Raw genomic sequence first — 22,688 nt, 5'->3', positions numbered from 1 at the left:
GCCAAGATAGCCCCAGGCAAAAGGACCTACACATGAAATTCTGCAGCGCGTGCGGCCAGCCAGTCATACAGCGGATCCCCGAAGGCGACAGCCGCCTGCGGTATATCTGCGAGTCTTGCCAGACCATCCACTACCAGAACCCCAACATCGTTGCTGGGGTGTTGCCCACCTGGGGCAGCCAGGTGCTGCTGTGCCGGCGCGCCATCGAGCCACGTCGGAGTTACTGGACGTTGCCCGCCGGCTTCATGGAGAACGGCGAAACCCTAGACCAGGCCGCCCGTCGCGAAACGGTCGAGGAAGCCTGCGCCCGGGTCGGGTCGATGAGCCTGTACCAACTGTTTGATTTGCCGCACATCAACCAGGTGCATGTGTTCTTCCGCGCCGAGCTGGCGGACCTTGCCTTTGATGTGGGTGTCGAAAGCCTGGAAGTGCGCTTGTTCGAAGAACATGAGATACCGTGGGGCGAGCTGGCTTTCCGCACCGTCACGCGCACACTAGAATGCTACTATCGCGACCGCATCGGGCAGCACTATCCCATTGGCCATGAGTACCTGCCGCCGATGAACGTCTCGACCACGACCTCTACATAGAAAAAGCCTTCAGGGATACCGTTACATGCGTTGGTTGCTTGCCCTTTTCTGCCTCTGCGTTACCTCGGTGTCCCAGGCGGCCTTCACCGAGACCATCATCCGCAAGCCCTTACCGGCAGCGCAAACGCCTTCGCCTTCGCAGCAGGCCATGCAACCGCTGATCGACAAGGTGCTGGTGATCAAGTCCGAACGCCGCCTGCAGCTGATCAGCCGTGGCGAGCCGCTGAAAACCTACCGCATTTCCCTGGGCAAGCAGCCCAAGGGCGCCAAAGAGCGCGAAGGCGACAAGAAAACCCCCGAAGGCCTGTACTGGCTGGACTGGCGCAAGCAAAGCGACCGCTTCAACCTGGCCATGCACATCAATTACCCGAACATCAGCGACGCCGCCCGTGCCACCCGCGAAGGGGTGAGTGCCGGCAGCATGATCATGATCCACGGCACGCCGATCAACGACGAATACCCGGAATGGTACTTCCATACCCTGGACTGGACCGATGGCTGCATTGCCATGCGTAACCGTGACATGCAGGAAGTGTGGGACCTGGTGCGGGATGGGACGTTGATCGAGATTCGGCCTTAGCCCTGCAAGCAAGTACCCGCTTCGACAGGTTTACCAGCGTAACTCCCGCTGCCCTGCCAACGCCTGCGGCCCCAACCACTGCGCCCCCCGCAACAAGGGCGTCAACGCAGCCTCCGGTTGCAACTCGAATACCAGCTGCACCCGACGCCTTGGCAGGTCAGCATCCACGGCCAACTGATGTTGCCCCTGCTGCGCCAGTTGACCACGCAGGCGCCAGCCACTGCGGCAGTCCATTTCCAGCCAGCCCTGCCCCAGGCCCAGCGACCAGGGTTCGCTCAGTGACAGATCACTCACGGTTACGCGGCCCTCGCTGGACAGGCACTGGCGCCCTACCCCGTTCAGGTGCACTGCGCCCTGCCACTGCCCAGCCAGGCGGTAATCAGCCGCCACCGTAGCCTGGGGCCCCATGGCTGCTACCTCCAGCCGCCAACGCCAAGGCCAGCCTTCGGTACTCAGCTGCCAGGCTTGCCCTTGGAACCCCAGCTGCGCAGTGGCCTGCATGTGCCAAGGCTCCACCGACCAACGCAATGGCCCGACGGGCCCCAACTGTTGTGCGTGACCTTGCCACAGGCTGCCACGGGCATCCTGCATTGGCAGGCCGAGCCCGCGTGCCACCCAGCTGGCAGGTAGCTCCACCAGCAGTGTCAGGGCGAACACGAGCAGCACCCACGCCGCAGCTTTACGGCTCATGGCTGCACCACCAGATCGAAGCGTAACACCTTGCCATCCTGCTCCAGCCCCCATTGCAGCGGCTGTGCGCCTTCGGTGCGCAGGGCCTGCAACCAGTCTTGCAACGCCCGCTCATCGGCCACCTGCCCGCGCAGGTGCCAGGTTTTGCCTTGCTCATCGACCTCGGCCAGCGCCACCCGCCGCGCCTCGGCCGACTGCTTCAGACGCTCCATGCTCAAGCCAGGGCCACCCTGCAAACTGGCGGCTTGTTCAGCCAGCCCCTGCCACTGGCTGAGTTCGCGCCATTGCGCCAAGCCACCGCGCAGGGCCAGGAAGGCCAGCAACACGGCAATCAGCAACCAGGCGAACGTCAACCGATAACGCTGCATCCAGTCGCGGTTCATACGGCTGCTCCCAAGTCGAAGATCACTTCGCCACTTAGCACCTGCACGGTTGCGCCAGCAGCGTTGGCCATGTCTTGCCAAGGTGGCACGGCCCCCTCGCCCGCCAACCGCACGCGCCAGCGCTGGCCATCGAAGCGCACGGCTTGCAGGCGCCAGCCGGGGTGATCCCGCAGCCACGCCTGCAACGTAGCCTGCAGGTCTTCGAGCTGGCGTGTGCGCACTTGCTGTTGCAACCCACTTTCACGCAGGCGCTTGAGGGCCTGAGCGGCATGCCGTGGGCTGGCCTGTTCACCTGTCACGGCAATGACCTGGGCGCGCCAGAGTTGCGCCTGGCGCCATTGCTGGCTCAACCACAGGCCGCCCCATACAGCCGCCAGTACCAGGCAAGCCGCCAACAGCCGTTGCTGCGGATGCGAAACAACAGGCAATGAAGGTGCCTTGCGGCCACGCTCGAACAAGCCAGGCAGCGAATCGAGGGGCGCCAGCGCGGTCGGCCAGTCGCCACTCAGTGGCACCTTTTTCAGGTGTGCCCACGGTTGCTGCGGCATTTCTCCCAGTCCATCCGGCCACGCCAGCCAGTGCTCCTGTTCGTCTTCGCCCAACCCTGTGTACAAGGACATGCCGGGTGGGCGCTGCCAGTGCCAAGCAGTGCCTGCTTCTACCGCAGGTAGCAACTGCGGCTCTGCCCAGCAACGCTCCACTTGCAGGCCCCATGCGGCACACTGCCCGCGCCAGCCCTCCAGTTTCTGGCGTGCCACCACCAGCAGACGAAGGTGCCCGGATTCTCGGGCCAGGCAGGCACAGTCCACTTCGTCCGGCGGTTGCAGCAAGCAGTCCTCAAGCAGCAACGACCACTCTTCACGCTTGAGCCCCGGTGGAGCCGGTACGCGGAAGCCGCTGCACGCCTCGGCAGGCAGAATCAGTGCAACCCGGGCTTGCAGGTTCGCCGGTGGCTCACCCTGCCCTTGGCGCTGCACGACGCCGCTCTCGGTCAGTGCCCAGTGCCAGACAACGCCGGGGCGCAGCAACAACCACGGCTGAGCCGGCGTTCGTCGCCGCCATTCAAATTTCATGAGCGCCCCCACGGGAGGGCGAACGTGCAGACATAGGGGGCTCCATCACGCTGCAATTGCAGGCGCACACCACGGCCGGGATGCGCGGGCTGGTCGGAAGGCCAGGTCAGCCAGCGGCCGCCCTGGTAATAAAGAACGTTCATCCCGCTGACACGGTCGAGCTGTTCGCGTTGTATCCAGCGCGGGGCGGCGGCCGCGTACAGGTCGGCCGAGCTTTCCAGCAGCAGGCGTTGATCGCGGGCCTCAAAGCGCAAGCGTTGGCGCTGCAGGCGCGAGCCGCCCTCGGCCTCTGGCAGGCCGGTGGCGGCGACCCATTGCAATTGGTGGCTTGCCGGTTGCCAGTCCAGCCAGCGGCTGGCCAAGGGCAGGCGCTGGTCATAGACCCGGCGCAGCACCGGGCTGTCGAAGCGGCGCTCCAAGGCCAGGCAGAAGTCCAGCACCGAGGTTTGTTGGCTGGTGACCTGAAGGTGTTCGCGAACCTGGAGCCAGCCGTTGACCAAAGCGGCGAGCATGATGCCGAGCAAGGCTGTCAGGGCCAGGGCGACCATCAGCTCGATCAGGGTCAAGCCAGCCTGGCGGCGCTTCATGGGCGCTCCAGAAACACGGTGTACTGGCCCAGCGGCAGGCGCTGGTCACGGTCGGCGAACAGTTGCAGCTCGCCCCGGCGCAGGTCACGCACGCCGGTGCGGCTCAGGTGCAGTTGCCAATGGCACGGCTGGCCGCCCTGGCTCAGCTCGCCGTTAGCCTGATTGGCGGCAGGCCAGAACTGCTCAACGGCGAAGCGGGTTTGCAGCTCACGCGCACACAGCAGGCCAAGGCGATGCTGCTGCAGGTTGTCCTGCACGGCCAAGCGCTGACGCAGGACCTGGCTGGTGATCACCGCCAACACAGCAGCGATCGCCAAGGCTACGGTCACCTCCAGCAAGGTGAAGCCACGCTGACATTGCTTCATGGCGCCACCTGCAAGCGACCATCGCGGCCCCAGGCCCATTGCTGGCTGCCATCGGCCCAGCGCCAGATCACGCTGCCTGACTGTGCCCAGCCATGCGGCGTGAACATCAGGCGCGGCTGCGGGCTGGCGGGCCAGTCCGGGTGCAGGCCCTTGGGCCAGTCGCCCATCGAAACGGCTTCGACGACCCAGGCATTCCCCTCGCGTCGCACAAACTCCGGATGCTGGCCATTCCAGCGCAGCCCGCGCAGTTGCCCGGCATGTCGGGCCAACACGGCCTGCGCTCGGGTTTCCGCCGCCAGGCGCTGCAACGCCTGGTCGACATTGGCTTGACCGCTGCCAAGCCCGGCCACCGCCAGGCCCGTCATCAGGCCGGCGATGGCCAGCACCACCAGCAATTCGATCAGGCTGAAGCCCCGCTGACGGCGCACCTTTACAGTTCCCAGTTACCCAGGTCGGCATCCTGGCCTTCACCGCCCGGCAGGCCGTCCGCACCCAGCGAGTAAACATCCACCCGACCATGCTCACCGGGCATGCGGTACTGGTACGGAGTGCCCCACGGGTCTTCTGGCAGGCGGCGCACATAACCGTCACTTCGCCAGGCCCGTGGCAGTGGTTCCTGGCTCGGCTTTTTCACCAGGGCGGCCAGACCCTGCTCGCTGCTGGGGAAGCGCAGGTTGTCCAGCCGGTACATGTCCAGCGCCTGCTCCAAGGTGGCCAGGTCGGCCATCACTTTCTGTTTCATGGCCTTGTCCTGGTTGCCCAGCACGCTGGGCGCGACCACGGCGATGAGCAGGCCAATGATGAAGATCACCACCATGATTTCCATGAGGGTGAAACCGCGCTGGCGGTTGCGTCGATGCAGCATGGCAAAGCTCCTTGTCGTCACAGTTGCAGGCCCTGGTTGAGTTGCATGATCGGCAACAGCACCGCCAGCACGATGAACAGCACCACGGCGCCCATCACCAGGATCATCAGGGGTTCGAACAGCGCCATGGCGGTATCCACCTGGCGGGCAAAGCCGCGCTCCTGGTCGTCGGCCACGCGTTCGAGCATGTCGGCCAGGGTGCCGCTGGCCTCGCCGCTGCCGACCATGTTCACCAGTAGCGGCGGGAATTGCTGGCTGGCATCCAGCGCTCGGTGCAGGCTGGTACCGCCCTGCACTTGCTGGCGCACCTGCTCCATGGCCAGCCGGATGCGCCGGTTGCCGACGGTTTCGGTGGCCACTTGCAAGGCTTCGAGCAAGGCCACGCCACTGCCACTGAGAATCGCCAGGCTTCGCGCCAGGCGGGCGCTTTCCAGCACCTGCAGCAGGCTGCCGATGCGCGGCAGGCGCAGCAGCAACTGGTCGCGGCGCAAGCACCAATGCGGCTTGCGCAGCAACCAGCCGCCGAGCACGCCAAGCACCAACGCCCCCCCCAACAACCACGGCCCGGCGTGTACCAGCCCCTGGCTCAGGCCGATCAGCAGCGAGGTGATCAGCGGCAGGCTTTGCCCTGCGTGGGCGAATTGTTCGGTGAGTTTGGGCACGACGAAGGTCATCAGGCCGACGACCACGGCAAGTGACACGCCCATCAATACGGTGGGGTAGATCAGCGCAGTACGGGCTTTATGTTGCTGGCGCTGTACCTGCTCCAGGTGGTCGGCCAACCGTGTAAGCACCTGTGCCAGGCGCCCGGAACGCTCGCCGGCCTCGACCAGTGCGCAATACAAACCCGTGAACGGCGCCCCCTGGCGCGCCAGGCTGCGGGCCAGGCCCAGGCCTTCGGCGAGCGACCCACGCAGGGCCACCAGCACACTGTGCAGGGCCGGCTGGCGCAGTTGGCGTTCAAGGGTAGCCAGCGCGTCGACCAAGGGGATGCCAGCCCCGATAAGGGTCGCCAGCTGGCGGGTCAGTTCACAGAGCTGGGCACGGCTTAAACGCTGGCGCCTGGCTTGCCGGGCTCCGGCTTCCTGGCGCTGCAACTGGCGGGCGAACAGACCCTTCTCGCGCAACAACTGGCGTGCATGGCGCTCGCTGTCGGCTTGCAGGCTGGCCTTGTGCGCTTTGCCGGCGAGGTCGACGGCCTGGTAGCGATACGTCGGCATGCCTTAGCCCTGCACCACACGCAGCACTTCGGCCAGGCTGGTCTCGCCACGCGCCAGGCAATCACTGGCCATCGCCACCAGGCTCTGGCGGCGCTCGGCCAGGTAATCCTGCATGGCCAGTTCACTGGCGCCGTCGTAGAGCAGACCGATCAAACCGGCATCCAGCTCGATGAATTCGTACAGGCCCAGGCGCCCGGCATAACCGCTGCCCTGGCACTGTTCGCAGCCCACCGCGTGGTAGCTGCTGCCCAGTGCCGCCAGTTCTGGCCACAGCTCACGCTCGGCAGGTTGCAGCGGGTACGACACGGCGCAACGGCACAAGCGCCGTACCAGGCGCTGGGCCAGCACACCACGCAGGCAGGAGGCGATCAGGAACGGCTCGATGCCCATGTCACGCAGACGGGTTACCGCCCCCACGGCGCTGTTGGTGTGCAGGGTGGACAGCACCAGATGGCCGGTAAGGCTGGCCTGTACCGCGATCTGCGCGGTTTCCTGGTCGCGGATTTCACCGAGCATGATCACGTCCGGGTCCTGGCGCAGGATGGCGCGCAGGCCACTGGCAAACGTCAGCCCGGCACGCGGGTTGATGGCTGTCTGGCCAATGCCGGCGATGGCATATTCGACGGGGTCCTCGACCGTGAGGATATTGCGGCTGCCGTCGTTGAGGCTATTGAGGCTGGCGTACAGGGTGGTGGTCTTGCCCGAGCCGGTCGGGCCAGTGGACAGCACGATGCCGTTGGGGCGCGCCAGGCAACTGCGCAGGCCCTGTAACACGGCGGGCGGCATGCCCAGGTTATCCAGCGCCAGCAGGCTGGCCTGCTTGTCGAGCACGCGCAAGACTACCCGCTCGCCATGAATGCCGGGCAAGGTCGAAACCCGCACATCCACTTCACGGCCTGCTGCACGCAAGGTGATACGGCCGTCCTGGGGCTGGCGTTTTTCGGCGATGTCCAGACGCGCCATGACCTTGATCCGTGATACCAGCATGGCCGACAGCGCTCGCGGTGGGCGCAACACTTCGCGCAGGTGCCCATCGACCCGCAGGCGCACCACCAGGCTCTGCTCGAAGGTTTCGATATGGATGTCCGAGGCGCGCAGGCGCAGGGCCTGGCCGAACAGGCCATTGATAAGGCGGATGACCGGGGCTTCGTCATCGCTTTCCAGCAGGTCTTCGATGCGCGGCATCTCGCTCATCAGGCTGTCCAGGTCGACCTGGTCACCGATGCCTTCGATCAGCGCTTCAGTGGCGGCATCACCCACCTCATACAACTGGCCCAGGCGCTCGTCGAACACGGCGGGTTCCAGATATTCCAGCGCACTGGGCTGGCCATGTACACGCAGCAGCTCCTGCAACTGGGCGCTGTCGGCATCGCGCCGTAGCCACAGCTGCCAGCCCTCCGCCGCCGGGGCCATGGCCACCCCGCTTTGCCGTGCCTGGCGATACGGCAGCATCACCAGTCACCGCCTTCCAGGCGCGCCCGGCTGGCGGGGAATACCTGCAACAAAGGGGTGCCCTCGGCCAAGTCCGGCAGTTGCAGCGGCGTGGTCTGCTGCAAGGTGCGGTACTTGTCTTCGCTAAGCCCGGCCAGGCTCGGCCCGTCCCGCAAGATGCGCGGGCGGATGAACACCATCAGGTTCTGCTTGGTGTTCTTGGTGGCGTCGGAGCGAAACAGCCGGCCCAGGTAAGGGATGTCACCAAGCAGCGGCACGCGCTGGTTGCTGGTACTCAGTTCGTCGCTGATCAGGCCGCCGAGGATCACCAGGCCGTTGTCCTCGACCATGACCTTGGTCTTGATCTCGCGCTTGTTGGTGATCACATCGCTGGCCGCGCTGGACTCGGCGATCGATGACACCTCCTGGACAATGTCCAGGCGCACGCTGTTGTCGACGTTGATCTGCGGCTTGATGCGCAGCTTTACCCCGACCTCTTTACGTTCGATGGTCTGGTACGGGTTGGCGTTGTTCTGTGTGACCGAACCGGTGACAAAGGGCACCTCCTGGCCGACCAGGATGGAGGCCTCGGCGTTGTCCAAGGTGAGCAAAGTAGGTGTAGACAGCAGGTTGAAACCACTCTTGCCCTTTAGCGCATTGACCAGCATGGCGAAGTTGAAACCGCCGCCGAAATGGCCAATGCCCGCCGTGGCGCCGGTAGTGGCGGACAACAAGTCACCAAGCGCCTCGTTGTCGCCACTGGCAGCCGCCCCGGCGATGTTGGCGATGTTCACCCCGTTGCTGCCGAAGTTGACGATGCCGGCGCCGAACTTTTCGTCGGCAAACAGCCATTGCACGCCCAGCTCCTGGGCGCTGCTATCGGACACCTCTGCGATGATCGCCTCTACCACCACCTGGGCACGGCGAATGTCCAACTGCTCGACGATGGCGCGGTAGGCAGCCAGTTCGCTGTCGGGGCCGACCATCACCACAGCGTTGGTGCCTTCTTCGTATTCAAGGCGAATGCCCGGGCCACCACTGGTAGCCACCACGGGCCTGTCCTTGCCCTCACCTTCGCCCGCACCTTCTGCCGGCACCGCACCTTCCTGGCTGAGCCCGCGCAGTACCTTGACCACTTCACCGGCATTGGCATGGCGCAGGTAGATCACCTGGGTGCTGCCATTGCTTGGCGCCTCTTGCGGGCGGTCGAGCTGGCGCAGCAGGCTACCGATGCGGTCGAGGTTGCTGCGCCAGTCGGTAACCACCAACTGGTGCGCTGCCGGGTACGGGGTGATCACCCCAACGCGTGGGTCGATCAGGGGTTTGAGGATGCCCAGCACCTGTTCGTTGGCGGCGTTGCGCACATTGAATACGCGGGTAGCCACGCTGTCGCTACCTTCGCCTTGCTGCCCGCCCGCCTCCACCGGCACCGGTTCCAGGCGCGCGGCCTGGTCGGGGACGATCTTCACGCTGCCGTTGGGCAGGTCGACGGTGGCATAGCCCTGGGCGCGCAACTGCGCGAGGAAGATGTCGTAGATGGCATCGGCGTCGTGCAGGTCGACGGTGCGCACAGTGACTTTGCCCTTTACCCGGGGGTCGACGATGAACGTGGTACCGGTAATGCGCGACACGCTGTCGATGAACTCGCCCAGTTCGGTGTCGACGAAGTTCACCTCGTACATTGGCGTACCGTTGTCATCGAACACCGGCTCTTCGGCGCAGGCCAGGGACAGCACCAGGCTCAGCGCAGCCGCCACGCAGTATCTAACAGGCATCGTTCATCCTTGCCGCTTGAAGCCGGTCACGGCGGGGCGTGGCGGCCAGGGCAGGCGTTCGCGCCGCCCCTGGTTGTTGAAAATCAGGCCATCACTGTCGATGTCCTGCAGCACGATCCCCGGCGCCAGGCGTTGGCCACGCGCCAGCGTGCGTACTTGCTCGCCGTAGCGCAGCACCACCACGCTGGAGGCCAGTGGCTCTGCCTTCAGGCCCCCGAGGTATTGCAGTGGCAGGCGGGTAATGGCGATTGCACCGTCGTCGATGGGCGCCTGCCAGTGACCGACCATCAGGCCAGGCAACGGACCGACAGCCACCGCAGGTGCTGTCGCCGGTTGTGGCTGGCGGCTCAGTTGCAGCACGCACTGGGCGGCCAGCCAGCCTGCCAAGGTCAGGCCTGCGCCCGAGAGCAGGCGCGAAGCGAACGTCACGAAGCCAACTGCCGTGGGTGCCAGCCCGGGTGCCCCTGCACATAGCGCACGTCTGGCCATTGCAACGGCACCAGTTGCCAGCCGGGTGCCTGACGGGCGAGCCAGGCTTCAACCCGCTGCCACAGGGGCTCACCCGCCTGGCTTTCAAACTGCAGGCCAAAGGTGCGGCACAGGCCCTGCACCGGCTCCAGCCCTGTGATGCGCTTGCCTTGCGGGCTGTAGCTGACCCCCCAGGCCTGGCTCTGCCAGCGTGGCAGGTCTTGGCTGTTGTCCAGCAGTAGCGGGTCGCCGAACAGTTGCTCTGCGGCGTTTTCCAGTACTTGCTCCACCTGCCGGGCCGGCGCTTCGACCACCGGGGCCGGGTAGCCACCGGTCAGGCTGATCAGGTGTTCGCGGGTGATGGGGGCCCCCGCGGGCAGCGGGTAGTCATAGCGCAGGCCCGGCAGCAGCACGGGCATGCTGCTGTCATCGGCCAACGCTTGATGCAGCAAGCGGTCCCAGCTGCCACCACGGGTGTCGCGGCGCCACAAAGCCTGTGGCGCAAGGGCCAGCGGTTGGTCGAGCCAGGCCGCATGGCCGGCGCGTTGCTGGCGCAAGGTAGCCTGCAGTTGCCCCACCCGCAGTTGCGCGGCGGGTGACAGTTGCTGTTCGAACGCCGGGAAGAAACGCCCATCGAATTGCCATGCGCCAGCCACTCGCAGACAACGCAGGCGGAACGCACCGCTGCCCCGGCAACCGGCGAACAGCACCGGCACGCGCCGGCCACTGGCCTGGGTGACCTCGACCGGCGCCGGCCACAGGTCCTGGCCACGGGCGCACAACAACACGTCGATTTGCGGCACCCGCTCGGCCAGCCACAAGCCAGGGCCTGTGCCTATGTCGGCCATGGCCACCACCAGGTCGGCTTCGCGCCGGGCTTGCTCGAACACGGGTTGTAATGATTGGTACCACAGTTTCAGGGAGGCTTTCTGGTCCTGGGCGTAAGGGTCGGTCACGCCGACCACGGCAATGCGGGCACCGCCGCGCTCGAAGACGTGCAAGGCCTCCAGCCCCAGTGCCTGACGTTGCGCGTCCGCCAGCCCGGCGCCCAAGGTAATGGCGCTAGCCTGGCGATACAGCCCATGGCTACGCTGCGGCCACAGCACGCGTTCATCGCTGCTGACACGCACCTCACTGCCCAGCAGCTGGCTGCCTTGAACGCCGCTCTCACCTTGAGTCAGGTAGGCTAGGCCACTGCCATTCCAGCCTTGGCCGTTTTCCAGGGTCAGGCTATTACCTGCTCCGGCCTCCGCCCGCAGTTGCTCCAGCAACGCCGCCAGCACGGCAAAACCGCCCAGGTGGGCTGCACTTGCCTGGCTGGCATCAAGCAACGGCGCCAGTTGCGGGTAGGCCAGGCTGGCGCTGCTGCCGGTCATCCAAGGCGCGCGGCCCAGGTGGCTGACCGGCCCCAGGCGAGTCGCCGGCACCACCGCCTGGCCGGGTTGGCGGGCATCGAGGGTATCGGCCACGTACAGCAGGTCGAGGTGGGCGTTACCGCCCTGTTGTGCCGGGAAAGCAGAACAGGCGCCGAGCAGCGGGGCCATGGCCCCGACACCCATCCAGCTGATCACTTCGCGCCTGTGCATGCTGCTTGCCATCGAACCCGCCATCCTTATCCATGTTCATTCAGGGCTCCGGATGTTGCGGCGTTGGCATGACAGTTTGATGGCAGAATTCCGACAGTCATTCCAAATTGATCTGTCAGCGAATGTTCTAAGAGCGGACCGTTTTAAAACCCCGTTAACATTTCTGCCAATGAATCATCATATTTGCGCACTACAGTCGCGGTTTCCTCTAACTCAGCCAACATAAGGACACCCTGATGAGTCGAGATACCGGCGACAACCTGGACCGGAACCAAAGCGGCAACCTGCCGATGGCCAACGTCATGGACGCCTACCTCAGCCGCCGCAGCGTGATGCGCGGCAGCCTGGGCGCCGCCATCGCCATGATCGCCGGTACCGGCCTGACAGGCTGCTTCGACGGTGGTGGTTCCGATCACGATGATCCGGTCACCGAGCCACCGGTGACCGAGCCGCCTGTTACCGAACCAGAGGTACCGAAACTGGCGCTGGGCTTCCAGTCCATCCCGGGCTCGCGCACCGACGCCTGCGTGGTGGCCGCCGGCTACAGCGCCTATGTGCTGGCGCCGTGGGGTACGCCCATCAACAGCAACGGCAACCCGTGGAAGTCTGACGGCAGCAACACCTCGACCGACCAGGCCAATGCCATGGGCATGCACCATGACGGCATGCACTTCTTCCCCATCAACGGCAGCTCGGAAGATGGCTTGCTGGCGATCAACTTCGAATACATCGACACCGCCGCCCTGCACCCGGCCGGCCCCACCACCGATGTGAACGGCAAGCGTCCGGTCGAAGAAGTGCGTAAGGAAATCAACGCCCACGGGGCTGGCGTGGTGCGCCTGCAGAAAGTCAGCGGACGCTGGCAGGTGGTCGACAACGACCCGCTGAACCGCCGCTTCACCACCGCCTCGCGCATGGAAATCACCGGCCCGCTGCGCGGTACCGACCACGTCAAGACCAAGTATTCCACCGCCGGCACCCATTGCCGTGGCACCAACAATAACTGCGGCAACGGCTACACCCCGTGGGGCACCTACTTGACCTGTGAAGAGAACTGGCCAGGCATTTTCGTCAACAAGGGCACCCGCCCCGAAGACCAGCGCCGCATTGGCGTGGGCACCTCCAGCGGCCAGTACAAATGGGAAACCGCAGCTGGCGACAGCACTGAGGTGGCCGACGAATTTGCCCGCTTCGACGTCACCGTCAAAGGCGCCAGCGCCACCGACGACTACCGCAACGAAGCCAGCACCTACGGCTACATCGTCGAAATCGACCCATACAACAGCAGCACCCTGGCCACCAAGCGCACCGCACTGGGCCGTTTCCGCCACGAGGGCTGCGCCCCAGGCCTGCCGGTCGCCGGCAAGCCACTGGTGTGGTACATGGGTGACGACTCGAACAACGAGTACCTGTACAAGTGGGTGTCCACCGCCGTGTGGGACGCCGCCGACGCCACCCCGGCCGACCGCCTGGCCACCGGTGCCAAGTACCTTGACCAGGGCAAGCTCTACGTGGCCCGCTTCAATGCCGACGGCACCGGCGTATGGCTGCTGCTGGATGTGAACACCGCTACCACTAACGGCAGCACCCTGGGTGCGCTGTATGGTGACTTGCCAGGCATCATCCTCAACACCCGTGGCGCCGGCGATGCCGTGGGCGCAACGCCGATGGACCGCCCGGAATGGACCACGGTCAACCCGCTGAACGGCGATGTATACCTGACCCTTACCAACAACAGCGCGCGCACCCCGGAAAAGGTCGATGCGGCCAACCCGCGCGGCCCGAACCGCCATGGCCACATCATTCGCTGGCACGACAGCGACGACCAGCTGAGCTTCACCTGGGACATCTTCGTGTTCGGCGCCAACGCGGCCGGTACTGCCGACATCAACCGCTCCGGTCTGACCGAACTGAACCAGTTCGCCAGCCCCGACGGCATGAGCTTCGATAGCCGTGGCGTGCTGTGGTTCGAGACTGACAACGGTGAAAGCACCCTCACTGATTACACCAACGACCAGCTGCTGGCAGTGATTCCTTCTGACCTGGTGGATACCAGTGGCAAGCAGGTGCCGGTGAACGCGCAGAATCAGGTGAACCTGCGCCGCTTCTTCGTTGGGCCGAATGAGTGTGAGGTGACCGGGATTACCTTTACCCCGGACAACAAGACGCTGTTCGTGAACATTCAGCACCCGGGCAACTGGCCGTATACCGACAAGGCGACCGATGCTACGCCGGCGGGGGCCACGGTACGGCCGCGGGCTTCGACGGTGGTGATTCAGCGGGATGATGGCGGGGAGATCGGCACTGCCTGATAGATCCGGGGGCCGCTATGCGGCCCTATCGCGACACAAGGCCGTTCCTACAGGGGGTACGCGATCCCTTGTAGGAGCGGCCTTGTGTCGCGATGGGCTGCAAAGCAGCCCCGGCAATCTCAAGCCTTACCAGGCCATCGGCTCCCGGCTACGCACCCTCACCTGCTGCGCCGTTACTCGGGCATGCCATTGCACCACCCCCAGCGCCTCCACCTGGAACTCGCTGCGTATCACCCGTCCTTCTTCCTCGAACGACAACTGCAACAGGAAATACCCGCTGTTCAGCAGCAACCCTTCGCTCAGCCGCTCGAACGTTTCATCATCCACCGCCCCCAGCGCCTGACGCAAAGCCCCAGCATCCACATACCCCGACGCCGGCCGCCCGCTGATGATGCGGCTGAGCAACGAGCGCGAATAGCGCCCTTCATACAACGCCTCCAGCAGCGGCAGATGCTCCAGCCCAAGCGCATTGGCGTTCAGGCGCCAGCCGGTTACCTGCGGCAAGGCACACAGCATCGGGTAGCGACTCTGCCGGCTGGCGTCCGGCTCCAGCAGCAGGTTCAGTTCGCTGGTGTCGAGCATCGGCTGGTTGGCCGCCAACCGAGCCGGCTGCTGACGCAGGTACTGGGCGCTTTCGGCGCCTTGCAGGCGGGTATCGCTGTCGGCGTCGAGCCAGTCGGCCAGCGCATCGACCAGTCGCTCTGCCGCCATGTCGTCGCCTAGCAAATAGCGCAACTGACGCTCGGCTCGCTCGCCATCAGCACCTAGCAACGCATTGACGTTAAAACAGGTGTGCTGATCACGCACCCGCAACTGCGCCTGCCCGGCGCCAAAGTCATAGTTCAACGGCTGCCCACGCAGGGCCTGCCAGAACAACGGGCTGAGCCGCCAGGTGGGGTCGCGCAGGGCTTGCTTGGCGTAGGCCAGGCCGGCCTGCTCCATGGCCCGCGCCTGTACCCGCTGGTGCAGCAGGCGCACCTCATCCACTTGGCGCCGGCCGTCTTCCACCAGCTAGGCCATACCCGCCGCCAACATTGCCAGCACCACCATCACCATCAACAGGGCCGCCCCCTGCTGTTGCCTGCCACCCATCCGTGCGTGCCTCGCTCGCAGAATAAAGACGCCAGTCAACACGCGGCGTGTTGCAGGTAGATGGCAATGCCCGTCCGTCATGTGTACGTCATCTACACGAGGCAGGATTAGCCTTCCTTTTCATGACCTTACAGGAGTGGTCGCAATGGGTGGCATTGGAATCTGGCAACTGGTGATCGTACTGCTGATCGTATTCCTGCTGTTTGGCACCAAGCGCCTCAAGGGCCTGGGCAGCGATGTGGGTGAGGCGATCCAGGGGTTTCGCAAATCCATGGGCGGTGACAACGATGTCAATGCCGCTGGCCAGGCACAAGTACAGCAGCAGGCGCCGCTGAACGGCCAGGCCACTCAGCAGCCTCAAGCGGATCGTCAGGCCTGATGTTCGAGGTAGGCTTCAGCGAGGTGCTGTTGGTCGGCATTGTCGCGTTGCTGGTGCTGGGCCCGGAACGCCTGCCGGTAGCGGCGCGTACCCTGGGGCGCGGGCTGGGCCAGGCGCGCCGGGCCATGCACGCCTTACGCACGCAGGTAGAACGCGAAATCGACATGCCGAACCTCGACAGCGCCCCATTACAGCGCCTGGAGCAGGAGATCCGACAAGGCATAAGTTTGAACGCGGAGCCGGCCAATGATGCAGCCACGGTCGCCCTGCCCAAGGAAAATGCCTCATGAGTATTGCCATGGACCCGGCGGCCAGCATGCCGTTGACCGAACACCTGCGCGACCTGCGCAAACGCCTGGTGCGTTGCCTGGCGTTGGTGGCGCTGGTGTTCGCTGGCCTGTTCCCCTTTGCGCAAACGCTGTACACGCTCATTTCCGAACCGCTGCGGCGCTTTTTGCCAGAAGGCGCGAGCATGATCGCTACCAGCGTCACCTCGCCGTTTCTGACACCGTTCAAGCTGACCGCGATGTGTGCGCTGTTCGTGGCCATGCCGCTGCTGCTGCACCAGGCCTGGGGTTTTCTGGCGCCGGGGCTGTACCGCCGTGAGCGGCGCATTGCCCTGCCGCTGCTGGTGTCGAGCATCGTGCTGTTCTATGCCGGCATGGCCTTCGCGTTCTTCCTGGTGTTCCCGATGATGTTCGGCTTTTTTGCCAGCGTGACGCCGGACGGCGTGGCGATGATGACCGACATCAGCCAGTACCTGGACTTTATCCTGGCGCTGTTTTTGGCGTTCGGGCTGGCGTTCGAGATCCCGGTGGCGACGTTTATCGTGGTCTGGGTGGGGTTGGCGGATGTGGCCACATTGCGGCGCAGCAGGCCCTACGTGATCGTCGGATGCTTTGTGGTGGGAATGATATTGACGCCGCCGGATGTGTTTTCGCAGACGATGCTGGCGGTGCCGATGTGGGTGTTGTTCGAGGTGGGGTTGCTGGCTTGTGCGTGGTTGAAGCGGCCGGAGCCTTGCAAGGACTTTGTGGCTGGATTGTAGGGCCTCTTCGCGGGCTTGCCCGCGAAGAGCCTTGATGCGGTCTAGAACTCGGCGAGCCGCCAGACTTCATAGGCTGGCGTTTCGTACGGGTGGCTCTGCTTGAGCGCAGCGACGACCTGAACAATCAGGTCGTCCGCCACCACCAGCTCCACCTTCCATTCCTCTACCACCTCAACCTGGCCTGCTTGCCCGAGGAACGGCTGGCTGCCGTCCAACGGGCGAAACTGGCCCTGGCCCAGGGTTTGCCAGGCGCAGTGGTCATAGTCACCGATGCGCCCGCCACCGGCGGCGAATACGGCGGCCTTGACCACTTCGACATGGCTGGCGGGGACGAAGAAGGCGAGCTTGTACACGCCTTAGTTCACCCACACCCGTGCGTTGCGGAACATACGCATCAGCGCGGCATCTTCCTGCCACTCGTCCGGGCGCCAGGAGTTTTGCACGGCGCGGAACATACGCTCCGGGTGCGGCATCATGATGGTCACGCGGCCGTCGCGGCTGGTAAGGCCGGTGATACCACGCGGCGAGCCGTTCGGGTTAGCCGGGTAGGCTTCGGTGACCTTGCCGTGGTTGTCGACGTAGCGCAGGGCCACGCAACCGGACACGTCGGCTTCCAGCAGTGCCGCTTCGTTGGCGAACTCGGCGTGGCCTTCGCCGTGGGCGATGGCGATCGGCATGCGCGAACCGGCCATGCCCTGCAGGAAGATCGAGTTGGACTTCTGCACCTCGACCATGGCCACACGGGCTTCGAACTGCTCCGAGCGGTTACGCACGAAGTGCGGCCAGTACTCGGTGCCCGGGATCAGCTCGTGCAGGTTGGACATCATCTGGCAACCGTTGCACACGCCCAGGGCGAAGCTGTCGGTACGCTCGAAGAAGGCCTGGAAGGCGTCACGGGCACGGGCGTTGAACAGCGCCGACTTGGCCCAGCCTTCGCCGGCACCCAGTACGTCACCGTACGAGAAACCACCGCAGGCGACCAGGCCCTTGAAGGCTTCGAAGTCGACACGGCCAGCGAGGATGTCGCTCATGTGCACGTCGATCGCGGCGAAGCCGGCGCGGTCGAAGGCAGCAGCCATTTCGACCTGGCCGTTGACACCCTGCTCGCGCAGGATGGCCACTTGCGGGCGCACGCCCTTCTTGATGTACGGTGCGGCGATGTCGTCGTTGACGTCGAAGCCCAGCTTCACCGACAGGCCCGGGTTGTCTTCTTCCAGCAACAGGTCGAATTCCTGGTCGGCACAGTCGGCGTTGTCGCGCAGGCGCTGGATCTGGTAGCTGGTTTCGGCCCACTGACGCTGCAGCATGCGGCGGTCGTCGTCGAACAGCACTTCGCCGTTCAGGCTGATGGACACTTCACCGTTGTTGACCGGCTTGCCGATCACCGCGACGCAACCTTCGCCCAGACCAGCAGCGCTGAACTGTGCGAGTACGTCCGGAGTGGCATCCTGGCGAACCTGGATGACTGCGCCCAGCTCTTCGTTGAAGAGGATGGCCGGTACATCGCCCTTGCTGTCGGTCAGCGGGTCGAGGTGCAGGTCGAGGCCGCAATGGCCGGCGAAGGCCATTTCCAGCACGGTGGTGACCAGGCCGCCGTCGGAACGGTCGTGGTAGGCCAGCAGGTGGCCGTCGGCGTTCAGGCCCTGGATGACCGCGAAGAAGGCCTTGAGGTCTTCAGCGTCGTCGACGTCCGGTGCCTGGGCAGCGATCTTGCCGTAGGTCTGAGCCAGGATCGAGGCGCCCATGCGGTTCTTGCCACGGCCCAGGTCGATCAGAATCAGGTCGGTCTCGCCCTTGTCCATGCGCAGTTGCGGGGTCAGGGTTTTGCGGATGTCGGTGACCGGGGCGAAGCCGGTGATGATCAGCGACATTGGCGAGGTAACGCTCTTCTCGACGCCCTCATCGCTCCACTTGGTCTTCATCGACATCGAGTCTTTGCCGACCGGAATGGTAATGCCCAGCTCCGGGCACAGCTCCATGCCGACAGCCTTGACGGTGTCGTACAGGCGGGCGTCTTCACCCGGGTGACCAGCAGCGGACATCCAGTTGGCCGACAGTTTGATGTCGGACAGCTTTTCGATGCGCGAAGCGGCCAGGTTGGTCAGGGTTTCGCCGATGGCCATGCGGCCAGACGCCGGGGCATCCAGCAGTGCCAGCGGGGTGCGCTCACCCATGGCCATGGCTTCACCGGTGTAGACGTCGAAGCTGGTGGCGGTGACGGCGCAGTCAGCCACCGGTACCTGCCACGGGCCGACCATCTGGTCGCGGGCAACCAGGCCGGTGATGGTGCGGTCGCCGATGGTGATCAGGAAGCTCTTGCTGGCCACGGCCGGGTGGCTAAGAACGCGCTGGACGGCGTTGTCCAGGTCCAGCTTGCTCGGGTCGAAGTCATCGCCCAGCTCGGCTTCGCGGGTAACCGAACGGTGCATGCGTGGCGGTTTACCCAGCAGCACGTCAAGCGGCATGTCCACCGGGGTGTTGCCAAAGTGGCTGTCGCTGACGGTCAGGTGTTGCTCTTCAGTCGCTTCACCCACTACAGCGAACGGGCAGCGCTCGCGCTCACAGATGGCCTGGAAGCGGTCGAAGTCAACGGCACTGACGGCCAGTACGTAACGCTCTTGCGATTCGTTGCTCCAGATTTCGTGCGGGGCCATGCCCGGCTCGTCGTTGGGCACGTTACGCAGTTCGAAGCGGCCACCACGACCACCGTCGTTGACCAGCTCAGGGAAGGCGTTGGAGATACCGCCGGCGCCAACGTCGTGGATGAACGCGATCGGGTTGGCGTCGCCCAGCTGCCAGCAGCGGTCGATGACCTCCTGGCAACGGCGCTCCATTTCAGGGTTTTCGCGCTGTACCGAGGCGAAGTCCAGGTCTGCCGAGCTGGCACCGGTCGCCACCGACGAAGCGGCGCCGCCGCCCAGACCGATCAGCATGGCCGGGCCGCCGAGCACGATCAGCTTGGCGCCGACAGTGATCTCGCCCTTCTGCACGTGGTCTTCACGGATGTTGCCCATGCCACCGGCCAGCATGATCGGCTTGTGGTAGCCGCGCACTTCTTCACCGTGCGGGGTGTTGATGGCCTGCTCGAAGGTACGGAAGTAACCGGTCAGGGCCGGGCGACCGAATTCGTTGTTGAACGCCGCGCCACCCAGAGGGCCTTCGATCATGATGTCGAGGGCGTCGACGATGCGCTCAGGCTTGCCGTAAGCCTGCTCCCATGGCTGCTCGAAGCCCGGAATGCGCAGGTTGGACACGGTGAAGCCGGTGAGGCCAGCCTTGGGCTTGGCGCCACGGCCGGTAGCACCTTCGTCGCGGATTTCGCCGCCGGAGCCGGTGGAGGCACCAGAGAACGGGGCGATGGCGGTCGGGTGGTTGTGGGTTTCCACCTTCATCAGGATGTGCACCGGCTCCTGCACCGCGCCGTACTGGCGGGTTTCAGGGTTCGGGAAGAAACGGCCAGCCACGTTACCGACGATGACCGAGGCGTTGTCCTTGTAGGCGGACAGCACGCCTTCGTTGTGCATCTGGTAGGTGTTCTTGATCATGCCGAACAGGCTCTTTTCCTGAGCCTGGCCGTCAATGTCCCAACTGGCGTTGAAGATTTTGTGGCGGCAGTGCTCGGAGTTGGCCTGGGCGAACATCATCAGTTCGATGTCGTTCGGGTTGCGCTTGAGGCCCTGGAAGGCATTGACCAGGTAGTCGATCTCGTCTTCGGCCAGGGCCAGGCCCAGGTCGATGTTGGCCTTGGCCAGGGCGTCGCGGCCACCGGCCAGGATGTCGACCGAGGTCATCGGCTTGGGCTGGGCGTGGCTGAACATGTCGGCCGCCTGCTCCAGCTGAGCCAGCACCCGCTGGGTCATGCGGTCGTGCAGCTCGGCGGCGATCAAGGCAGCATCAGCATCGCTCAGGGTGCCGGCCACGTAGTAAGCGATGCCGCGCTCCAGGCGCTGGATCGACTGCAGGCCGCAGTTGTGGGCGATGTCGCTGGCCTTGCTGGCCCAAGGCGAAATGGTGCCCAGGCGCGGTACGACCAGGAACAGGCGACCGGTCGGCTCCTGTACCGGCACGCTCGGGCCGTACTTGAGCAGACGGCCCAGCACCTGCTGCTGGTCGGCGGTCAGCTCGCCGTCGACATCGGCGAAATGGGCAAATTCGGCATACAAACCAGTAACAGCGGGGACTTTCTGGCTCAGTTGCTCGAGTAATTTACCGTGGCGAAAGGCAGAAAGGGCAGGAGCGCCGCGCAGGATCAACATCGTCGGGACAGCCTCAGGAAGGGGTGTGCTTAGAGGCCGTGCATTCTAGCCTAATTCGATGGCTTTCGGCACCCGCTCTACGCCACGGCTGCCGGGCGGTGGAACCGGACTTTCGGGTCAATATTTCGGGTGCTCGCCTCAAGAGGTTTATGGCCTATGAGATCGAGCGCCGCCCGCGCGGCGCATCGCGAGCTACGCTCGCTCCTACGTTTGTTCCGGGCCAATTATTCCAGGGGGATTTGCGCGCGTACGCCTTGGCGCATGCCGTTAGATTGCGTCGTACCAACAAGGCGGTCGCGCGCGCCTGCCACAGGCGTAACTGGCCCTAAACAAACGTAGGAGCGAGCGCAGCTCGCGATGCGCCGCGCGGGCGGCGCTCGATCTCCCTGGCGCCACACATCTCACGGCAGGCACTTGGTGGCCCAAACACAATCCACCGCCACGCCCCCACATCACATAAACCGCTACCAGACAAGCTAACAGTTGTCGAGATATGGTTGGGCCGGTCCTTTGCGTATACTGCAACCTATGTTCGCCCACACTGCTTTGCGCCAGCGTTGCGCCAAATGGCTTCTCGCAACCGGACTCTTTCTGCTGCTCGGTGCCTGCGTTGAAAAACCCAGCACCCTCGAGCGCGTGAAGGAGGATGGCGTGCTGCGCGTCATCACCCGCAACAGCCCGGCCACCTACTTCCAGGACCGCAACGGCGAAACCGGCTTCGAATACGAGCTGGTCCAGCATTTCGCCGAAGATCTCGGCGTGAAGCTGCAGATCGAGACCGCCGACAACCTCGACGAGCTGTACGACGCCCTCGGCAAGCCCTCCGGCCCGGTGCTGGCCGCTGCCGGTCTGGTCAGCAGCGAGCGGCGCAAGGCCCAGGTCAGATACTCTCACCCGTACCTGGAAGTGACCCCGCAGGTCATCTACCGCAACGGCCGCCCGCGCCCCACAGACGCCAAGGGCCTGGTCGGCAAGAAGATCATGGTACTGAAGGGCAGCAGCCATGCCGACCAGCTGGCCGAGCTGAAGAAGCAGTACCCGGGCCTGCAATACGAAGAGTCCGACGCCGTCGAGGTGGTCGACCTGTTGCGCATGGTCGACGAAGGGCAGATCGACCTGACCCTGGTCGACTCTAACGAGCTGGCGATGAACCAGGTGTACTTCCCTAACGTGCGGGTTGCCTTCGACCTGGGCGATACCCGTGACCAGCGCTGGGCAGTGGCTGCGGGCGAAGACAACAGCCTGCTCAACGAGATCAACGAATTTCTCGACAAGGCGCAGAAGAACGGCACCCTGCAGCGCCTGAAAGACCGTTATTACGGCCATGTCGACGTGTTGGGCTATGTGGGCGCCTACACCTTCGCCCAGCACCTGCAGCAACGCTTGCCCAAGTACGAGAAGCACTTCAAGAGCTACGCCAAGGTCGAGCAGGTGGACTGGCGCCTGCTGGCCGCTATCGGCTATCAGGAATCGATGTGGCAGCCGGAGGTTACCTCCAAGACCGGCGTGCGCGGCTTGATGATGCTGACCCAGCGCACTGCCCAGGCCATGGGCGTATCCAACCGCCTGGACCCGAAACAGAGCATCCAGGGCGGCGCCAAATACTTCATGAAGATCAAGGAAGAGCTGGACGACAGCATTCAGGAGCCGGACCGCACCTGGTTCGCACTGGCTGCCTATAACGTCGGCAGCGGCCACCTGGAAGACGCCCGTACCCTGGCCAAGCGCGAGAAGCTCAACCCGAACAAATGGCTGGACGTGAAGAAAATGCTGCCGCGCCTGTCGCAGAAGCAGTGGTATCGCCAAACCAAATACGGCTATGCGCGTGGCGGCGAGCCGGTGCACTTCGTGGCCAACATCCGCCGCTACTACGACATCCTCACCTGGGTGACCCAGCCGCAGCTCGAAGGCCAGGTGGCCGAGGGCAACCTGCATGTGCCCGGGGTGAACAAGGACAAGCCGGCAGATCAGTCGCCGCCGATGTAGGC

21 protein-coding genes and 1 pseudogene are annotated in these 22,688 nt (G+C 64.6%); 7 read left to right on the top strand and 15 right to left on the bottom strand.

Annotation, left to right across the window (positions count from 1 at the left end; translation table 11 throughout):
* Nucleotides 1-32: 32 nt before the first annotated feature.
* Both ACF8MI_RS04295 and ACF8MI_RS04290 read left to right on the top strand, forming a co-directional pair.
* Nucleotides 33-590 (top strand): NUDIX hydrolase, encoded by a 558-nt coding sequence (locus tag ACF8MI_RS04295; RefSeq protein WP_104834069.1) that lies wholly within the window; start codon nt 33-35, stop codon nt 588-590.
* Nucleotides 591-615: 25 nt separating this feature from the next.
* Nucleotides 616-1,170, top strand: coding sequence for a murein L,D-transpeptidase family protein (locus tag ACF8MI_RS04290; RefSeq protein ID WP_104834068.1), 555 nt, complete (start codon nt 616-618; stop codon nt 1,168-1,170).
* Between the two features lie 30 nt (nt 1,171-1,200).
* Here ACF8MI_RS04290 and ACF8MI_RS04285 read toward each other — a convergent pair whose 3' ends face one another.
* The 12 genes from ACF8MI_RS04285 to ACF8MI_RS04230 are packed head-to-tail and all read right to left on the bottom strand — an operon-like array spanning nt 1,201 to nt 11,625.
* Nucleotides 1,201-1,860 (bottom strand): general secretion pathway protein GspN, encoded by a 660-nt coding sequence (locus tag ACF8MI_RS04285; protein ID WP_104834067.1) that lies wholly within the window; start codon nt 1,858-1,860, stop codon nt 1,201-1,203.
* Nucleotides 1,857-2,243: a type II secretion system protein GspM gene (gene gspM, locus ACF8MI_RS04280; protein WP_060497406.1), complete on the bottom strand. Its 387-nt coding sequence runs from the start codon at nt 2,241-2,243 to the stop codon at nt 1,857-1,859. The genes ACF8MI_RS04285 and gspM overlap by 4 nt, the downstream gene beginning before the upstream one ends.
* Nucleotides 2,240-3,316, bottom strand: coding sequence for a GspL/Epsl periplasmic domain-containing protein (locus tag ACF8MI_RS04275; RefSeq protein ID WP_104835415.1), 1,077 nt, complete (start codon nt 3,314-3,316; stop codon nt 2,240-2,242). The genes gspM and ACF8MI_RS04275 overlap by 4 nt, the downstream gene beginning before the upstream one ends.
* The gene (locus tag ACF8MI_RS04270) at nt 3,313-3,903 is read right to left on the bottom strand and encodes a prepilin-type N-terminal cleavage/methylation domain-containing protein (protein WP_200928765.1); all 591 of its coding nucleotides are present in this window, start codon (nt 3,901-3,903) and stop codon (nt 3,313-3,315) included. Before ACF8MI_RS04270 ends, ACF8MI_RS04275 begins: the two co-directional genes overlap by 4 nt.
* Nucleotides 3,900-4,268 (bottom strand): type II secretion system protein GspI, encoded by a 369-nt coding sequence (locus tag ACF8MI_RS04265; protein WP_060497408.1) that lies wholly within the window; start codon nt 4,266-4,268, stop codon nt 3,900-3,902. The genes ACF8MI_RS04270 and ACF8MI_RS04265 overlap by 4 nt, the downstream gene beginning before the upstream one ends.
* Entirely contained in the window at nt 4,265-4,696 is a 432-nt protein-coding gene (gspH, locus tag ACF8MI_RS04260) for a type II secretion system minor pseudopilin GspH (RefSeq protein WP_060497409.1), read from the bottom strand. The genes ACF8MI_RS04265 and gspH overlap by 4 nt, the downstream gene beginning before the upstream one ends.
* Nucleotides 4,697-4,698: 2 nt before the next feature.
* Complete coding sequence (gene gspG / locus ACF8MI_RS04255; protein ID WP_016713017.1) at nt 4,699-5,133, bottom strand: type II secretion system major pseudopilin GspG; 435 nt, start codon at nt 5,131-5,133, stop codon at nt 4,699-4,701.
* A gap of 17 nt (nt 5,134-5,150) precedes the next feature.
* Nucleotides 5,151-6,353: a type II secretion system inner membrane protein GspF gene (gene gspF / locus ACF8MI_RS04250; protein WP_060497410.1), complete on the bottom strand. Its 1,203-nt coding sequence runs from the start codon at nt 6,351-6,353 to the stop codon at nt 5,151-5,153.
* Between the two features lie 3 nt (nt 6,354-6,356).
* Nucleotides 6,357-7,805 carry a GspE/PulE family protein gene (locus ACF8MI_RS04245; RefSeq protein ID WP_104834065.1) on the bottom strand — a complete coding sequence of 483 codons (1,449 nt, stop codon included), beginning with the start codon at nt 7,803-7,805 and terminating at the stop codon, nt 6,357-6,359.
* On the bottom strand, nt 7,805-9,559 hold the full coding sequence (gspD, locus tag ACF8MI_RS04240; protein ID WP_156867974.1) for a type II secretion system secretin GspD: 1,755 nt from the start codon (nt 9,557-9,559) through the stop codon (nt 7,805-7,807). Before gspD ends, ACF8MI_RS04245 begins: the two co-directional genes overlap by 1 nt.
* 3 nt (nt 9,560-9,562) lie before the next feature.
* A complete protein-coding gene (locus ACF8MI_RS04235) occupies nt 9,563-9,988 on the bottom strand; it encodes a pilus assembly protein PilZ (RefSeq protein ID WP_016713021.1) in 426 nt (141 codons plus the stop codon).
* Nucleotides 9,985-11,625 (bottom strand): hypothetical protein, encoded by a 1,641-nt coding sequence (locus tag ACF8MI_RS04230; RefSeq protein ID WP_060497413.1) that lies wholly within the window; start codon nt 11,623-11,625, stop codon nt 9,985-9,987. Before ACF8MI_RS04230 ends, ACF8MI_RS04235 begins: the two co-directional genes overlap by 4 nt.
* A 224-nt stretch (nt 11,626-11,849) precedes the next feature.
* Here ACF8MI_RS04230 and ACF8MI_RS04225 point away from each other — a divergent pair, with 224 nt between their 5' ends.
* Entirely contained in the window at nt 11,850-13,925 is a 2,076-nt protein-coding gene (locus tag ACF8MI_RS04225; protein WP_104834063.1) for a PhoX family phosphatase, read from the top strand.
* A 126-nt stretch (nt 13,926-14,051) separates the two neighbouring features.
* On the opposite strand, the pseudogene gspK reads toward ACF8MI_RS04225, so the two are convergent.
* Nucleotides 14,052-15,017, bottom strand: a pseudogene (gene gspK, locus ACF8MI_RS04220) (type II secretion system minor pseudopilin GspK).
* A 145-nt stretch (nt 15,018-15,162) separates the two neighbouring features.
* Here gspK and tatA point away from each other — a divergent pair.
* The 3 genes from tatA to tatC are packed head-to-tail and all read left to right on the top strand — an operon-like array spanning nt 15,163 to nt 16,444.
* Nucleotides 15,163-15,396: a twin-arginine translocase TatA/TatE family subunit gene (tatA, locus tag ACF8MI_RS04215; RefSeq protein ID WP_025753757.1), complete on the top strand. Its 234-nt coding sequence runs from the start codon at nt 15,163-15,165 to the stop codon at nt 15,394-15,396.
* Nucleotides 15,396-15,686 carry a Sec-independent protein translocase protein TatB gene (tatB, locus tag ACF8MI_RS04210; protein ID WP_156867978.1) on the top strand — a complete coding sequence of 97 codons (291 nt, stop codon included), beginning with the start codon at nt 15,396-15,398 and terminating at the stop codon, nt 15,684-15,686. The genes tatA and tatB overlap by 1 nt, the downstream gene beginning before the upstream one ends.
* Complete coding sequence (gene tatC / locus ACF8MI_RS04205; protein WP_104834060.1) at nt 15,683-16,444, top strand: twin-arginine translocase subunit TatC; 762 nt, start codon at nt 15,683-15,685, stop codon at nt 16,442-16,444. The genes tatB and tatC overlap by 4 nt, the downstream gene beginning before the upstream one ends.
* Nucleotides 16,445-16,485: 41 nt before the next feature.
* Here tatC and ACF8MI_RS04200 read toward each other — a convergent pair whose 3' ends face one another.
* Nucleotides 16,486-16,797, bottom strand: a complete 312-nt coding sequence (locus ACF8MI_RS04200; protein WP_063911431.1) for a hypothetical protein — start codon at nt 16,795-16,797, stop codon at nt 16,486-16,488.
* A gap of 3 nt (nt 16,798-16,800) precedes the next feature.
* Entirely contained in the window at nt 16,801-20,700 is a 3,900-nt protein-coding gene (gene purL, locus ACF8MI_RS04195) for a phosphoribosylformylglycinamidine synthase (protein WP_104834059.1), read from the bottom strand.
* Between the two features lie 528 nt (nt 20,701-21,228).
* Between purL and mltF the strand changes: the two genes are divergently transcribed.
* Complete coding sequence (mltF, locus tag ACF8MI_RS04190) at nt 21,229-22,686, top strand: membrane-bound lytic murein transglycosylase MltF (RefSeq protein WP_019098095.1); 1,458 nt, start codon at nt 21,229-21,231, stop codon at nt 22,684-22,686.
* Nucleotides 22,687-22,688 lie beyond the last annotated feature (2 nt).

This window comes from Pseudomonas sp. yb_9, assembly GCF_043103635.1.
GTDB classification, from domain to species: domain Bacteria; phylum Pseudomonadota; class Gammaproteobacteria; order Pseudomonadales; family Pseudomonadaceae; genus Aquipseudomonas; species Aquipseudomonas monteilii.
Note: the sequence above shows the minus strand (reverse complement) of the source record. Positions and strands in the feature narration are given on the sequence as shown.

Bases quoted from the DNA above. Each gene is read 5' to 3' on its own strand.
- ACF8MI_RS04225 (WP_104834063.1), top strand. From the start codon at position 11,850: ATGAGTCGAGATACCGGCGACAACCTGGACCGGAACCAAAGCGGCAAC.
- ACF8MI_RS04245 (WP_104834065.1), bottom strand. From the start codon at position 7,805: ATGCTGCCGTATCGCCAGGCACGGCAAAGCGGGGTGGCCATGGCCCCG.
- tatA (WP_025753757.1), top strand. From the start codon at position 15,163: ATGGGTGGCATTGGAATCTGGCAACTGGTGATCGTACTGCTGATCGTA.
- ACF8MI_RS04285 (WP_104834067.1), bottom strand. From the start codon at position 1,860: ATGAGCCGTAAAGCTGCGGCGTGGGTGCTGCTCGTGTTCGCCCTGACA.
- gspD (WP_156867974.1), bottom strand. From the start codon at position 9,559: ATGCCTGTTAGATACTGCGTGGCGGCTGCGCTGAGCCTGGTGCTGTCC.
- tatB (WP_156867978.1), top strand. From the start codon at position 15,396: ATGTTCGAGGTAGGCTTCAGCGAGGTGCTGTTGGTCGGCATTGTCGCG.
- mltF (WP_019098095.1), top strand. From the start codon at position 21,229: ATGTTCGCCCACACTGCTTTGCGCCAGCGTTGCGCCAAATGGCTTCTC.
- purL (WP_104834059.1), bottom strand. From the start codon at position 20,700: ATGTTGATCCTGCGCGGCGCTCCTGCCCTTTCTGCCTTTCGCCACGGT.
- ACF8MI_RS04290 (WP_104834068.1), top strand. From the start codon at position 616: ATGCGTTGGTTGCTTGCCCTTTTCTGCCTCTGCGTTACCTCGGTGTCC.
- ACF8MI_RS04270 (WP_200928765.1), bottom strand. From the start codon at position 3,903: ATGAAGCGCCGCCAGGCTGGCTTGACCCTGATCGAGCTGATGGTCGCC.
- ACF8MI_RS04265 (WP_060497408.1), bottom strand. From the start codon at position 4,268: ATGAAGCAATGTCAGCGTGGCTTCACCTTGCTGGAGGTGACCGTAGCC.
- gspM (WP_060497406.1), bottom strand. From the start codon at position 2,243: ATGAACCGCGACTGGATGCAGCGTTATCGGTTGACGTTCGCCTGGTTG.
- gspF (WP_060497410.1), bottom strand. From the start codon at position 6,353: ATGCCGACGTATCGCTACCAGGCCGTCGACCTCGCCGGCAAAGCGCAC.
- ACF8MI_RS04295 (WP_104834069.1), top strand. From the start codon at position 33: ATGAAATTCTGCAGCGCGTGCGGCCAGCCAGTCATACAGCGGATCCCC.
- ACF8MI_RS04230 (WP_060497413.1), bottom strand. From the start codon at position 11,625: ATGGCAAGCAGCATGCACAGGCGCGAAGTGATCAGCTGGATGGGTGTC.
- gspG (WP_016713017.1), bottom strand. From the start codon at position 5,133: ATGCTGCATCGACGCAACCGCCAGCGCGGTTTCACCCTCATGGAAATC.
- tatC (WP_104834060.1), top strand. From the start codon at position 15,683: ATGAGTATTGCCATGGACCCGGCGGCCAGCATGCCGTTGACCGAACAC.
- ACF8MI_RS04275 (WP_104835415.1), bottom strand. From the start codon at position 3,316: ATGAAATTTGAATGGCGGCGACGAACGCCGGCTCAGCCGTGGTTGTTG.